Here is a 13,692-nt window from a genome sequence, read left to right on the forward strand (position 1 = left end):
GTCACCAGGTCTGCTTCTGGGTGACGGCGATGACGTAGCCGTTCGGGTCGGTGAAGTAGAACAGCTTCTGGCCCTGGTGCTCCATGACGTCCTTCTGGACGGTGACCAGGGGACGGATGCGCTCGACGTAGGAGTCGAAGTCGTCCACGGCCTGGTAGAACATGCCGAACGCGCCGACCGGGGTGTCCTTGAGAACGGGCAGCCAGCCGCGCAGGTGCTCGTCCCGGTAGACCATCAGCGCGAACTCGCCGTCGAAGAGCAGGATGCGCAGGTCGTCGTCCGGGGCGTTGCCGGCAGGCAGGGCCGTGAAGCCCAGCCGCTCGTAGAAATCGACGGTCGCCTGGGTGTCGGACACTCCCAGGCACGGAGAGATGGCAGGGGGCTTCATCAGGGATCACTCCTGGAAGAGGGGATGCGGGCAGAAGGTGCCGGAGCTCCTCGGGGGGCACACAGCCCGCCCCGGGAAGTCCAAGCGGAAGCATGTCCTCCATATAGGACAGTGAGCGTCCTGTATGGGCTGAACTGCGGAGTTTTCACACTGGTGAGGGCAGGCTCTGGTCGCGACGTCGGAGGCATTTCCCCCCGCCCGCCCCGGTGCCCGGGGCGACGGCGCGGCCGAGGCGCGCTCGCGTTCCAGCAGCTCGGGGCCCAGGTCTCATCACTCTTGGCGCCGTCGGCGCGGCCGGGTGGACCGCCACGGGTTGAGCCGACCGCCGGATACCGCCGGGAGCGGCGCCGGACCGGCGGCGGCTTCGGCAGCGGGAACAAGGCCACGCGTACTCGGCTCGCGTCGGCGAGCTGCTCCAGGCGACTCGCGTTGCTCCGGCGAGAGGTGCCGTGGGGTCGGTTCGACCATCAGGGCCTCCGTACTTGTGCGGGTCGCTCCCCACGCCCTCACCGTTCTCCGCCGCCCTCAGGGCGAACGCTCGGGCCGCGTCCCGGCCGCTGTCCCTGTGACTTCTCCGTCCGTCCCACCGGCTGGGTCCCGGGCGAGCCGATCGCCTGCGTGCACGCCGACGCCCACGGCCACCTGGTGCGTGGGCGTCGGGGCGCTGTGGCGGTCAGCTCGCCAGCATGGCCTGGAGGTCGTGCAGGGTGAGCTCGTTCGTGCCGCGTTCGGCCGCGCTGCTCTGCGCCCAGGCGACGATCGCCGGGCGCGCCTCCTCGTACGGGGTGCCGGCAGTGCTGGTCCCTCCATCGTTGCGGGCGATCTGGGTGAGGTGGGCGGCCGGGGCGTGCGGGCCGCCGCCTCGGGGTCGTAAAGGACCCGGCGGCAGGCGCAGCCCGATCCTGCGATGGCCGACGGGCTGTCCGTCGGCACCACGAACGTGCAGTGCATCGCGTTCGGCTCGCAGCGCTCCAGCCGGTGATACGGATCCCGAAGTCGGACGAAGTCCTCATCGGTGACAGCGCTGTCGTCGACGCCACCGTCACGACTGCCGGCCGGAATCTGATCGAAGGCCGCGGGGGCAACGACACGTTCTTCGGCGACAACACCGACTTCGACGCCACGGAGACCATCGGCACCGCGGGCGGGAAGGACCAGCTCAAGGCCGGAACGGGGGCGACACGCTCCGGGCGGGCCAGAGCGCGTGGCGGGCGCGCTCGGCGGGCAGCCCCCGTGGCCGCGGGCGTACCGGTGATGCGCTCCAGCACCGGGGCCGTCTGTCCCGGCGCGTGGAAGACCAGTGTGCACGCCAGGGTCTGCTCTATGGCGTCGCTGTCGGCGTACGCCCGAACGCGCACCAGTCGGTGTGCTTCAAAAGCGCACAACGCTGTCTGATGCCTGTCTGCCCGGAAGGGGCTCTCGCGGTGCCTCACCCATTTTCAGTGCGCGGCACCGTCTGCTGCTTCCCGGGTGATGTCGGCGAAGAGACGGAAGAGGGCCGGACGGGCTTCGCCGTGTTCTCGCTGGTGCAGGGCGGCCCAGCAGCGGGCGACGAGCTCCCGGGCCTGGGTGCCGGGCCATGGCTGGGGCAGGAGTTCAGGCGGCAGAAGTGGGTCGGGTTCCATGGCGCGAGTGAGTTCGGCGGCCAGTTCGACCGCGATGGTGAGGAGCGCGGAGGGGGAGAGCCGGTCGGGGCCGGTGAGCACGGCGAGGCGGGGCTGGGTGAGGCGGCTGAGGCGGTGGTAGCGCTCGGCGATCTCCTGCAGGGGCCACAGATGGCGGGCGAGTTCGGCGGGGTCCTGGGTTGCCCCCCGTCGCAGGTCCGTCGTGGTGAGGAGGGTGAGTGCGTCATGGGCGCCGAGGCGGCGGGCCGCTTCTTCGACGTACGGTTCCCAGGTGTTGGCGCAGACGTACAGTCCGCCTTGGAGCGGGGCACCGCCGAGGTGGACGAGGGCCTCGCGCAGGGAGTCGCGGGCCGTGCGCGCCGATTCGGGCACCGCGAAGGCGGCGAGGTGCCAGACACCGTCCCAGGGCGCGAGCCCGGCGTCCTGCTGGAAGGCGTGCCGTAGGAAGTCCGCGTTGGGGGCGAGGGCACGCATGGTGTCCGCGGTGGCGTGCAGCTCCGCCTTGCGGCCTCGACCCTCGTGGGTGAACCGGCCTTCGGCCACGAGGCGTTTGACGCACAGCCGCACCTGCTGGTCACTCATGCCCAGGGTGTTGGCGACGGTGTAGAGCTCGTCCGCGCGGACGGTGCCGTCCTCGCGGATCAGCGCGTGGACGAGCATGCGGGTGGGGATCTCGATGCGTTCGGTCATGGTGTGCTCAGTCCTTTCGGCCCGTTCGCCCGACAGGGCGGTGCATGGTGGTCACCGCTCCGAAGCCCATGAGCCCGCGAAGCCAGGGCGTGTGCTCGGTCCGTACGGCCCTGAAGCCGCGCCGCTCGTACAGGGCCCTGGCGCGCGGGTTGGTGTCGATCACGTCCAGTCGGATCTCCCGGCAGTCCTGCTCAGCCGCGACTGCTGCCACTTCTTCGATGAGCAGGCTCCCGACACCGTGGCCACGTATGCCCGGGTCCACGGCGATGCCGTCCATGACGAGCTGCCCGGGGGCCGGGTGGCGTTCGAACAGGGCGAGGAGCAGGAGCCGGTGCAGTCCCCGCAGGTGCCCGTACGCGCGCAGCACGGCCGCGGCCGAACCCCCGGTGAGGGCCCGCCCGCCGAGCTGGTAGCCGGCGAGGCCGACGAGCTGCCCGTCGAGGAACGCGCACACCGCGCGGTCGGCGTTCAGGTGGGCGGTGAGGAAGGACACCGCCTTGTCCGGCGGGTTCAGGGCGGGGCCGAGTTTGCGGCCGAAGGCGTCCCAATACAGCTCGGCCGCCCGCCGCTCGGCTCCTGCCGGTATGCCCCGCCGGACTGTCACCGGCCCGGCGCCGGTGTCCGTCGCGTTGAATCCCATGCGGTGTCCCCCCTCTTGTCGCTGTAACATCCGCACGAAACTATCACTCAACATACGATCGTTCCAGCAGTGATAGTTTCAGGCCCGGTGAACTGAACAGAGGCGGTCAGATCTCATGTGTCCGAAGATTCACCCCCGACGGCGCGGGCTCCGCATCGCCGTGTGGTCACTCATCCCGGTCCTGCTCGTGGCCGCTGGTCTCGTCGGCGTGGTGCTGTGGCAGAACACCTACGCCATGGAGGAGGAACGGGTCTCGATACGCCACGGCGGCCACACCCTCAACGGAGTACTGGCCACTCCCCGGGACGACAACAAGCAGCACGGCCTGGTCGTGTACATCCACGGTGACGGCCCCGTCAACGCCACCCACGACGACGGTTACAAGCCCATGTGGGAAGCGAACGCCAAGGCCGGCTACGCCTCCCTGTCCTGGGACAAGCCCGGAGTCGCGGGCGCACCCGGCGACTGGCTCGACCAGTCCATGGACGACCGGGCCGACGAGGCCGCCGCCGCCATAGCCTGGGCGCGCGCCCGCCCGGACATCGATGGCGACCGGATCGGGCTCTGGGGCGCCAGTCAGGCGGGCTGGGTCATGCCGAAGATCGCCGCCAAGACGCCCGTGAGCTTCGTCATCGCGATCTCGCCCGCGATCAACTGGCTCCAGCAGGGCCGCTACAACCTTCTCGCCGAGCTGCGTGTCGACGGCGCCTCGGCGGATCGCATCAAGGCCGAGATCACCAGGAGCGAGACGACCCGCCGACTGCTGGAGCGCGACGCAACCTTCGAGGAGTACCTCAGGGCGATGGGCGGCGACGCGGGCGGCATGACCGCCGACCGCTGGGGCTTCATCTCCAAGAACTACACCGCGGACGCCACGCAGGATCTCCGCGCTCTGCGCGGCGTACCCGTATTGCTGACGCTCGCAGGCCACGACATCAACGTAGACACCGCCGACACGGAGCGCGGCTACCGCAGGGCGCTGGACCGAGGCGGTGCTCTGACGGTCAAGCGATATCCGGACGCGGCCCATTCACTGCTCAAACGGTCTATCGAGCAGTCGGACCTCAAGACCACGCTCACCGCGCTCTTCTTGCCCCGTTCGCTCTTCGCGGAGGGATTCCTGGACGACCAACGGCAGTTCCTCAAGGATCTCGGCCGAGGCGGCGACGCCACTCCGTGACACTCAGCCGTTCGGCCAAGTCGCGCGCCGCGTCCGGCCGCAGCGGCGTGCGCGTCCGATTGGCCGGAGGGCCCCGGCTCTGTCGAGGGCGGCCCAGCGCAAGCGTCTGCGGCCGGCGTACGGTGCCGGTGATCGCGCCGATCACCGCCTCGGTGAAGTCCCGGCGGTGCACCTTGTGGAGGGCGCGGGCGCCCCGAAGCGATCGCGGTGCCGCCGCCAAAGACCGCACGCCGCTGGAGCGCCTCGAACGAGGGAGGGGGTGGCCGGGCGGATGGCCTCTCTCACGGCGTGCAACCGGCGTCCGACGGGCTCCACCGAGACCGGTCTACGGTGGCGCATAGGACGACTCTGATCATCGGCGGCAGCGGCTTCCTGGGCACCGAACTGACCCGGCAGGCGACCGCGGCCGACCTCACTACCACCGCCTTGTAAGCCGTCAGGGCCGGAGGGTTGGCCGGCCCGTCGGCCCCACGCCTTGCCCGGGCCCGGGCCGGGGGCGGTGATCCGCGCATGCGGCGGCTCGGCGCCTGACAGCCGCCCGGCCCCCGCGTCTCATTCCGAAACGATCAGTCGGTCCAGTTCCTCAAGCTCCTTGGCTGCTTCGGCATGGCGGGGGTTGTTCAGCCGGACAAGGGCCTCCCGGGCGGTCGTCAGGGCCTCGCGGGCCTCTTCGTGGCGGGCGAGGTGACGGAGCACGATACCGAGGTCGAGCCGGGCGGGTACGCTCCAGGCGGGCATCTGCGCCGCCTCGAAGTGCGTCAGCGCGTAGCGCAGGGGCGCCTCCGCCTCGTTCCACCGGCGCAAGGCGGCCAGGTCGTTGCCGATGTGCTGCGTGGTGGAGGCCAGGTAGAGGCCGATGAGTTCCCGCGGCTTCCCCGGTACACCCGCGCGGCACAGGGCCTCACTGCGTCGGTGAATGGCCAGGGCCTCGTCGGCGCGGCCGGCTTGGCGCAGTTGCAGGCCCAGCAGGTTGAGGGTGCTGAGTTCGGCGAGGCGGCTCTCCGCGCAGGTCCGGTCGCCGAGGTGGTCGGCCGCTTCCCGCAGCCGGGCGATGGACTGGTCGGTCCGCCCGAGCCGGTGGAGTGCCGAGGCCTCGTAGCCCAGTGCCCAGCCCACCTGGAGCTCGTCCCCGGCCTCGCGTGCCGCCCGGAGGGCGGCCCGTGCGGTGGTCAGTGCGGCGGCGTGGTCGTACCGGCACACGTTGTGGGCCCAGGACAGGTAGTTGAGGTGGACGGCTTCGTCGCGCCGGCTGCCGAGCGCGCGGGCGGATTCCACCGCACGGTGGAACACCTCCACCCACTGCTCCCAGTGCGAGGTCCGGTCGGAGAACCAGTGCATCGCCTCGGCGGTGTCGATGACCTGCTGGTGGTGGCCGGCCGCCTGGGCGCGCCCCAGGGACGCGAGCCACTGGGCCCGTTCGGCCTCCAGCCAGACGCCGGCCCGCTCGCGGTCGGCGGGCGCGGTGGCCGGGTCGGGGTCGAGGTGAGGCGGGCTCTGCCGGTCGTCGTCGAAGCGGAGCGCGGCGGCGGTCGCCCGGCGCAGGACCCATGCGGTGGCCCGGTCCCGGGCGGCCGCGATGTCCGCGGCCTCGTCGTCCTCGGCCAGTTGCTCGGCCGCGAACAGGGCGAGGAGGTCGTGGAAGCGGTAGCGGTCGGCGGTGGGGTGCGGCTGGAGCAGCCCGGCGTCGGTCAGTTCCTCCGCGCAGCGGGCGGCCTGGCGTGGCGGCAGGTCGGCGAGCAGGGCGGCGGTCTCGGGGCTGAAGTCGGGGCCGCCGGCGAGCGAGGCACGGCGGAAGACGGTTCGGGCCCTGGGGCTCAGTCGCCGGTACGACAGGGCGAAGGCGGCCCGGATCCTCAGTGAGCCCGCCTCCAGGGTGTCCAGGCGGGTCTCGTGTCCGGCGAGCTGGGTGACGAGCTTGGCGATCCGCTCCCCGGGCCGGGAGGCGAGGCGCTGCCCGGCGATGCGTAGGGCAAGCGGGAGGTGCCCGCACAGCTCTGCGAGGTCGCGGGCGGCCTGGCTCTCCTGCTGGACCCGCCGCGGGCCGATGATGCGGGTGAGCAGTTCGACCGCCTCCTCACGGCGCAGCAGCGCCAGGTGGGTGCGGTGGACGGATTCGAGGCCGGCCAGGGCGTGGCGGCTGGTGACGAGGGTGAGCGAGGCGCTGTGGCCGGGTAGTAAGGGACGGACCTGCCCCTCGTCCGCCGCGTTGTCGAGCAGGAGCAGCACGCGCCGCTCGCGGAGCACGGCGCGCAGCAGGCCCGCGCGGTCGTCCGTGCCGGCCGGTACGGCGCTGCGGGGCACTCCGAGAGCGGACAGCAACCGCGCGAGCGCCTCATGGGGAAGGGTCGGCCGCGGGTCCATGCCGTGGAGGTCGACGGCGAACTGCCCGTCCGGGAAGTGGGGCGCCAGGGTATGGGCCGCGTGTACGGCGAAGGCGGTCTTGCCCAAGCCCGGCTGTCCGCAGATCAGCGCGACCGGCGGGTGGGCGGGGTCGAGGTGTTCGGCGAGCTCCAGCAACCGGGCAAGCGCGGGACCGCGGGCGGTGAAGTCGCCGAGGTCGCGGGGCAGCGCCAGCGTATGGCTCGGACCGGGCTCCCCCGCCGGTGCGCCGGTGCCCGCGGCAACCGGGCGGGGGCGTGGCCGGGGGCGGCCCAGGCTCGCGGCCCGCTCCAGCTCGCGAGCACCGACGGCGTCCAGGCCCAACGCGGCGGCCAGCACCTGCACCGTGCGCCGTTGCGGCCCCCGGACCCGGCCGCGTTCCAGATCCGACAGCGCCCGCACACTCACCCCGGCGGCGTGCGCGAGTTCCTCCTGGCTCAGCCCCGCGTCCTTCCGCAGACCGCGCAGACGCTCGCCGAACCCGCCGGTGGCCGCTGTGCCGGTGCCCATGACCGCGTATCCCGTCAGTCGCGTGGCCCCGGCGGAGCACCGAACCCATCAGGCAGAAGTATGACAAGGCGTTACTTCTGCCGGTGGAATTTCCTGGTGGGCCGGCCCCTCAACCGGTTGAGTCGAGGCGACACGGCCCGCGGCCGGACCGGACCGACCCGGCCGCGGGTCCATCCGTCGACTTCCGCGGAGCTCGCACCCGTGAGTCTCCGCGCCGACCCCTGGGGGAACCTTCCATGCAAACGAACTCCGCGGTGCGCCGCGTGAGGCGCTTGAACTCCGGCGCCGCGACAGCCCGGAACAGTGACGCCGTGCCTCGATCGACGCCTGTCCGCCGGTTCAAGGTCCCGCGACTGCGTCGACTGGCGCTGCCGCTCGTTCCGCTCCTGGTGCTGGCGGCGACCCTGATGTCGCCCACGACCGCGGCGGCGGCGGACGGCGGCAAGTACGGGGACACGCGTTACCACCAGTGGTCATGGGTGACCACGCACAACGCCTACGCCGACGACTGGTCGCAGTTCCCCGTGCCGCCCAACCAGTCACGCTCGATCAAGGAACAGCTCGACGACGGGGTGCGGGGGCTGATGCTCGACACGTACGACCCCAAGGGGACCGGGCCCGTCAAGCTGTGTCACGGCGGCACGGCCTTGTGTTACGAGGACTTCAAGTCCGCGCTCCTCACCGTCGTGAACTTCCTCCAGAAGAACGAGGACGAGGTCGTCACGATCTTCCTGGAGAACTACGCCAGCGAGGCGACACTCACGAAGACGATCGATGACATGCTCAAGGCCAAGAACGCCGGCGGACTGCTCTTCTCGCCCGGCACGCACGACATCTACCAGAAGAACTGGCCCAAGCTGAGGGACATGATCGCCACGGGCCAGCGCCTGGTGGTCTTCCAGAGCAGCTGGGCGGAGAACGTACCGGTCGGTTCCGGGTCGCTCATGTACACCTGGAAGCACACGGTCGAGAACACGTACGACTACGGTGTCAGCGGCCGCCCGGCCGGCTGTGAGTCTCGCAACGACACGCCACTGAACACTCCGCAGATGCCGGGGACGAAACTGACCCCGCTGTTCACGATGAACCAGTTCAACTCCAAGTCGGCGGACCCCGAAGGCGCCGCCCCTGCCAACAACGGGATCGCCCTCAAGAACCGCATCGACAAGCAGTGCCGGCCCGCCGTGGGACGAGCACCGAACTTCGTCGCGGTCGACTTCTACCAGAACAGCAGCAGCACCGGCATCAACCCGTTGTCCGTCGTCGCCGACCTCAACCGTGACGCCTACTACGTCGCCGCGCACCCGGCGGTGTGGACCGTCAACGCCCAGAAGCAGTACGTCAGTGCCTACGCGCCCCACCGGTGCATGGTCCGCGGTGACGAGTTCGACGACGGCACCGGCGGCCTCGTCACCCAGCGCGCCTGCGCGAGCCCCGCGCCCAGCAGCCACCAGTGGACGGCCACCAAGCCGTCCTACGACGACAAGGGCTACTTCTGGATCAAGGCGAGCAACGGCAGCTGCCTCACCGTTCCCTACAACAACGGCACGCCCCCGCCGAACGGGCAGCAGATGTTCTGGTGGCCGTGTGAGACGCGCTGGTTCTCGGGTAGCCAGCTGTGGAACGTCATGCCCGTCAAGGTCGACAGCGGCAGCCAGGCGAACGGCTATTACTTCATCAACCAGTGGACCGGGAAGTGCCTGACCCTGGACCCCGCCACGGTCTCCGCCAAGGGCGGCAAAGTCACCCACGGTGCCTGCCCCACCCGCTGACGGCACGCGGGGCGGGGGCCCACAGGCCCATGCAGGTGCTTACGACTTGGTACGCGATTGAGGTCGGGGCGTGCTGGCCTGGCGGCTTGACTGGTGGGTGATCAACAGGCCGCCTGCCGGTTGCGCATGAGTTCGGTACTGGTCTAGCACCGGGCCGGTCTGCGGGCTGCGTCCCGCGCGTTCACGCGAAGGCGGGTGACAGGCCCAGGCGGCGCAAGGCCACCGCGACGTGGCCCCGCAGGGAGCGGTCCCAGCCCTCAACGGCACCGGAGACCGCGACCGCGTCGGCGTGCACGAGGACGGTCAGTGCCGCGTCGGGCAGTGCCGTCGCCTGTCGGCGGGCCAGGGCGATCGCGGCCGTGACCCGTACCACTTCGTCGGGTGAGGCAAGGCCCGTCGTCAGGGCTCCGAGTTCATCGGAGCCGGGGTGTCCGGGCAGGTGGGCAAGTGCGAGGTTCGCCGACGCCCGCGCGTCGGCGGTGTCGCACGACACGGCGGCGAGCGCGCCCGGCAGTCCGGGCACCGGGGAGAACCAGACCAGCAACGCCGCCGCGAGGGTCACCACGGCGGGGTCGGGATCGTGCAGCCACCTCAGGAAGGAGGCCGTATGACGCCCGGCCGCACGGTAGGCCTCGGCGGCCCAGTGCAGTGCCACGGCGTCGGCCACGTCGGCGACGGCATCGATGTCCGGGTCCTCCTCCTCGAAGAGAACCCGGAGCACCGCATCCTCGTCCGCCGGGCGTACCCGGTCGGCGTCGGCGAAGGCCCGCGTGGGGTTGAAAGGCAGTTCGTCGTCGCGCAGGTTGCCGATGGCGACGGCATGCAGTACGTGAAGGACGGTGTCCCGGTCGGGAGTCGAGGGAGTGTCGACGAGGGCGACGAGCGGAGCCACCACACGCGCGCTGGCTGGCCACCGGGTGCCCTGGTGGTAGACGCTACTGGTGAGGGCCGACGCGGCCGCACGGCGTACGGCCGGGTCGGAGCTGGACAGAGCCGCCAGATGACCCGGGACGTCCGCCGCCCGGCCGTAGGCGTGGTACAGGCCAGCCCAGTCGGTCGACGGTGGAATGCTCACGGATCAAGAACCTAACAACTTGTTACCCGGTGGCGCGGGGCCGGCCGTGACATGACGATGGTCGCGCGGGTTGAGTGCATTGAGTGCATTGTGACGCCCTTCTCCGCCCGCGCGGTCATGTCCCACCCCGCCTTCTGTGGCCCTGACCGTGCACATCTCGGCGATCCGATCGAGGAGTTGGCTGGTACGTGGACGGCGCGGTGCGAAGCCGCGCTCCGGGAACGACGCGGGCGCGAACATCAGCGGGCGGCTGGTGCCGGACCCGATCACCAGCTCGTCTTCGTCGACCGGGTGCTGGTCACCCTGGTCTATCTGCGGCTGCAGCTGCCGCACGCGGCGCTGGCCAAGCTGTCTGGGGTGACCCGGCCCACCGTCACCCGCGCGATCCACGAGATCCGTCCGCTGCTGGCTCGGCGTGGCTTCGCCGCCCCCCAGAAGCCGGGTGTGCGGCTGCGCACCTTGGCCGACGTCTTCGCCTACGCCGAGGCCGAGGGGGTTGGCCTGCGCGTCGACGCCACCGAGGTGCAAGTCCGCCGTCCCCGCGCCGGACGAGCAGGCCGCAAGGCGTTCGTGTCCGGCAAGTAGAAGCAGAACACCGCCAAAACCACCACGATCAGCGACGGCTCCGGGCGGCTGCTGTGGTCCGGGGCCCACCGGCCCGGCCGCATGCACGACCAGACCGCCGTGCGCACCTTGGGCATCGCCGAGCAGTTCCGCCTGCACTCGAGGGTGAAAGCCGAAGTGGACGAGGGCTATCGAGGACTGGCCAACGAGTTCCCCGACCAGGTCAGCGCCCCGCCGAAGAAGCCGAAGGACGACGCCCCGCTCGGAGAGCAGCATGCCGGGCGTGAGCGGCGCCGACGCCAGTCCTCCAGGCGGATCTGCGTGGAGCATGTCATCGGCGAAGAGAAGAAGTGGCGTCCGCTGCAGCGGTACATCGGACGGCGCGAGTACTACCCCGAGACGCACGCCGCCATCGTCGGCTTGGTCTCCGACCGCGCCGCCCGCAGATCTGCCCGGCGCCGCACGAGCACCGAACTGGTGCCCTACCAGCGCACGGCCGGTTGATCGCCACCAGCCAATCCGCCAGACCCCAGACCCAGCACGCCCCGACCTCAATCGCGTACCAAGTCGTTAGGGCCGGGCGGCGGGGCGCTGTCGGACGCGCCCGACTCCCGGGAGACGCCCCAGAGGGCAGCCGCCCTGGTACGACCTGACCGGCGGTTGACGGCCCGAACACCCCGACGCGCGCGTTCTCGCCTCCCATGGTCCGCGACCGGCAGAGGCATGCCCGCGCTCCCGTACTGCAGTCCGGGCTCGTGACCGATGCTGCCCACCGCACCGCCGCGGACGACGACGCGCTGCTGGCGAGGCTGCACGCCCTCGCGTGGGGTGCGGAGGGTGCGCCTCCCTCGCCTGGCTGTCTCCTTCTTGGCGGGCGGCGGCTGCACCATGGAGTGGTAGGTGTGCTCGATGCGACTCCCCGTGACGAGAGGCTGGGCGGATTCGAGAAGCTCTCCTGTCCTGTGCGGCTTTGGCCGCCGACCGAGCGGTGGGTGTGCCTCCGGGAGAGCAGTGCGATGAGGGGATGGTGGCCGCCGTGATTCATGACGGCCACGCGCGTCCTTTCGGTACGTGAGGTGACTCGGCCGGGGGATCCCGCGAGCCGCGACGACTCCTACGCGACCGGCGGTCGTACGGTCGAACCCGTCACCGAGGAGGACTTCTGATGCGCAGCGTGACCTATTCGATGAGCCTCTCACTCGACGGCTACATCGTCGGGCCGGACGGCGACTTCGACTGGACGGCTCCCGACGAGGAGGTCTTCCGCTTCTGGATCGATGAGATCCGACAAGTCGACGTCCACCTCATGGGACGGCGGTTGTACGAGACGATGCTGTACTGGGAGACCGCTGACCAGGATCCATCGCTCGACGACTCGATGCTCGAGTGGGCCGCGCTATGGAAGCCCCTCCCCAAGGTCGTGTTCTCCACCACGCTGTCGGCGGTGCGGGGCAATGCCCGCCTGGCCTCCGGCGGCCTGGCGGAGGAGATCGAGCGGTTGCGGGCCGAGCCGGGGAAGGGCGACATCGCGATCGGCGGCGCGACTCTCGCCGCCGAGGCGGCCGCGTCGGGGCTGATCGACGAGTACCGGGCCGTGGTATACCCGGTGCTGGTGGGCGGTGGCATTCCGTTCTTTCCCCAGCTCGAGCGCCGGGTGGATCTCGAACTCGTCGACACCCGCACCTTCGGCTCGAGAGTCGTCTACCTCCGCTACCGCGTGGCGCGTTAGCGAAAGGGGTTCCCCCTCCACCGCTCCTGCGGATGGCCGGCGGCTTCCCGACAGTCCCTTGCTCAACCGAGGCTCAGGATGCGGCGGCCGGGGAGGGCCGGTAGGGGTGAGCGCGTACAGCTCGGCGGCGTGGACGGCGATGCACGTCGGGACGTGGCGGTGCAGGGCCGGGCCAGCAGGTGCGCGTCACCGTGGCCCCCGGGCAGTCCTCGGCGCCCCTCAGAAGTTGCCGTAGTTGACCTGCCAGGTCGGCAGGCCCATCCGGCGCCACAGCGCCACCACCCGGTCCCTGTCGTCCAGCGAGACGCGAACCGCGTAGCGATGCCTGACGTGCGCGTCGAACAGTTCCGCCTTGACGATGTCGTCGCTGCGGCCGTCGCCGCTCGCGCGCATCCACAGCTCGTCGTACGGGATGCCGTGCCGCGCCAGCCACGCCTCCGTGATCTCCCGGTGGTCCTCGCTGCGCCCCGACAGCAGGACGATCCGGTCGCCCTCGGCGGCGCGGAACGCCCGCAGCACATGCCGGACCGATTCGTTCAGCAGGTCCTCACCGCAGCGCGAGAAGTCGTACGGGCCGCGGTCGCCGCGCAGCGCCAGCGTGCCGTCGATGTCGCACATCACCGCGGGCGGCAGCGCCGGGTCCGCCACGTACGGTGCGCCGGCGGGCCGGTCGCCCATCCACTCGGCGGTGAGCCTCCAGCCGCCCTTGCGGGCCTTGGCGTGTTTGTCGGCGAGGATGCGGATGATCTCTTCGCCGACCGGACGCTCCCGGCCGGCGTCACGCCGTATGCACTCCTCCACCGGCACGTCCGTGAAGTCGTGCACGGCGAACTCCGCGCCGAGTCCGGTCACGGCTGCCTTCAGCCGCCTGGGGATGTGCGGCGTGAGGTGCGTGTTGTCCACGACCACGTCGAAGCCGCCCTCGACCGCCGAGCGGACGGCCGCGTCCTGGATGTCGAGGACGGTCCGCTCGTGGGCGTGGGAGCGGCCGCGTTCGGGTGCCGGGACGTCGAGCATGGTGCGCAGGTCGTCCAGGTTGACCCGGCGCATCCGGCCCTCGGACTCGGTCTGGAGCCGGCGCGCGGCCGTGGTCTTCCCCGAGGCGGGGAGTCCCGTCATGACATGTACTACGGGCACGGT

The 13,692-nt window shown here is 71.0% G+C and carries 10 protein-coding genes and 1 pseudogene; 5 read left to right on the forward strand and 6 right to left on the reverse strand.

All coding sequences use genetic code 11. From position 1 onward, the window contains the following. Position 1: 1 nt before the first annotated feature. Complete coding sequence (locus ACZ42X_RS30510) at positions 2-355, reverse strand: VOC family protein (protein ID WP_468296797.1); 354 nt, start codon at positions 353-355, stop codon at positions 2-4. A gap of 1,011 nt (positions 356-1,366) precedes the next feature. On the opposite strand from ACZ42X_RS30510, the gene ACZ42X_RS30515 reads away from it, so the two are divergent. Further along, on the forward strand, positions 1,367-1,783 hold the full coding sequence (locus ACZ42X_RS30515) for a hypothetical protein (RefSeq protein WP_468296800.1): 417 nt from the start codon (positions 1,367-1,369) through the stop codon (positions 1,781-1,783). Positions 1,784-1,827: 44 nt separating this feature from the next. Here the strand turns inward: ACZ42X_RS30515 and ACZ42X_RS30520 are convergent, their stop codons facing one another. Both ACZ42X_RS30520 and ACZ42X_RS30525 read right to left on the reverse strand, forming a co-directional pair. Continuing rightward, positions 1,828-2,703, reverse strand: coding sequence for a PaaX family transcriptional regulator C-terminal domain-containing protein (locus tag ACZ42X_RS30520; protein WP_468296803.1), 876 nt, complete (start codon positions 2,701-2,703; stop codon positions 1,828-1,830). 7 nt (positions 2,704-2,710) lie between these two features. Then, entirely contained in the window at positions 2,711-3,343 is a 633-nt protein-coding gene (locus ACZ42X_RS30525; RefSeq protein WP_468296805.1) for a GNAT family N-acetyltransferase, read from the reverse strand. Positions 3,344-3,458: 115 nt separating this feature from the next. Here ACZ42X_RS30525 and ACZ42X_RS30530 point away from each other — a divergent pair, with 115 nt between their 5' ends. Next, positions 3,459-4,523, forward strand: a complete 1,065-nt coding sequence (locus ACZ42X_RS30530; protein WP_468296808.1) for an alpha/beta hydrolase family protein — start codon at positions 3,459-3,461, stop codon at positions 4,521-4,523. A gap of 552 nt (positions 4,524-5,075) precedes the next feature. Here ACZ42X_RS30530 and ACZ42X_RS30535 read toward each other — a convergent pair. Beyond that, the gene (locus tag ACZ42X_RS30535; protein WP_468296810.1) at positions 5,076-7,412 is read right to left on the reverse strand and encodes a helix-turn-helix domain-containing protein; all 2,337 of its coding nucleotides are present in this window, start codon (positions 7,410-7,412) and stop codon (positions 5,076-5,078) included. Between the two features lie 311 nt (positions 7,413-7,723). On the opposite strand from ACZ42X_RS30535, the gene ACZ42X_RS30540 reads away from it, so the two are divergent. After that, on the forward strand, positions 7,724-9,184 hold the full coding sequence (locus ACZ42X_RS30540) for a phosphatidylinositol-specific phospholipase C domain-containing protein (protein ID WP_468296813.1): 1,461 nt from the start codon (positions 7,724-7,726) through the stop codon (positions 9,182-9,184). A gap of 181 nt (positions 9,185-9,365) precedes the next feature. On the opposite strand, the gene ACZ42X_RS30545 is transcribed toward ACZ42X_RS30540, so the two are convergent. Continuing rightward, complete coding sequence (locus tag ACZ42X_RS30545; RefSeq protein ID WP_468296816.1) at positions 9,366-10,259, reverse strand: hypothetical protein; 894 nt, start codon at positions 10,257-10,259, stop codon at positions 9,366-9,368. Positions 10,260-10,376: 117 nt separating this feature from the next. Here ACZ42X_RS30545 and ACZ42X_RS30550 point away from each other — a divergent pair. Both ACZ42X_RS30550 and ACZ42X_RS30555 read left to right on the forward strand, forming a co-directional pair. Next, positions 10,377-11,327: pseudogene (locus ACZ42X_RS30550) on the forward strand (transposase). A 661-nt stretch (positions 11,328-11,988) separates the two neighbouring features. Then, positions 11,989-12,552 carry a dihydrofolate reductase family protein gene (locus ACZ42X_RS30555; RefSeq protein ID WP_468296819.1) on the forward strand — a complete coding sequence of 188 codons (564 nt, stop codon included), beginning with the start codon at positions 11,989-11,991 and terminating at the stop codon, positions 12,550-12,552. Positions 12,553-12,771: 219 nt separating this feature from the next. Here the strand turns inward: ACZ42X_RS30555 and ACZ42X_RS30560 are convergent, their stop codons facing one another. Then, positions 12,772-13,689 carry a phosphatase domain-containing protein gene (locus ACZ42X_RS30560; protein ID WP_468296822.1) on the reverse strand — a complete coding sequence of 306 codons (918 nt, stop codon included), beginning with the start codon at positions 13,687-13,689 and terminating at the stop codon, positions 12,772-12,774. Between the last annotated feature and the right edge of the window lie 3 nt (positions 13,690-13,692).

This window comes from Streptomyces sp. NPDC030862, assembly GCF_055571835.1.

What these genes read in the sequence shown, in the direction of transcription:
- ACZ42X_RS30520 (WP_468296803.1), bottom strand. Translation starts at nt 2,703, where the DNA reads ATGACCGAACGCATCGAGATCCCCACCCGCATGCTCGTCCACGCGCTG.
- ACZ42X_RS30525 (WP_468296805.1), bottom strand. Translation starts at nt 3,343, where the DNA reads ATGGGATTCAACGCGACGGACACCGGCGCCGGGCCGGTGACAGTCCGG.
- ACZ42X_RS30530 (WP_468296808.1), top strand. Translation starts at nt 3,459, where the DNA reads ATGTGTCCGAAGATTCACCCCCGACGGCGCGGGCTCCGCATCGCCGTG.
- ACZ42X_RS30535 (WP_468296810.1), bottom strand. Translation starts at nt 7,412, where the DNA reads ATGGGCACCGGCACAGCGGCCACCGGCGGGTTCGGCGAGCGTCTGCGC.
- ACZ42X_RS30555 (WP_468296819.1), top strand. Translation starts at nt 11,989, where the DNA reads ATGCGCAGCGTGACCTATTCGATGAGCCTCTCACTCGACGGCTACATC.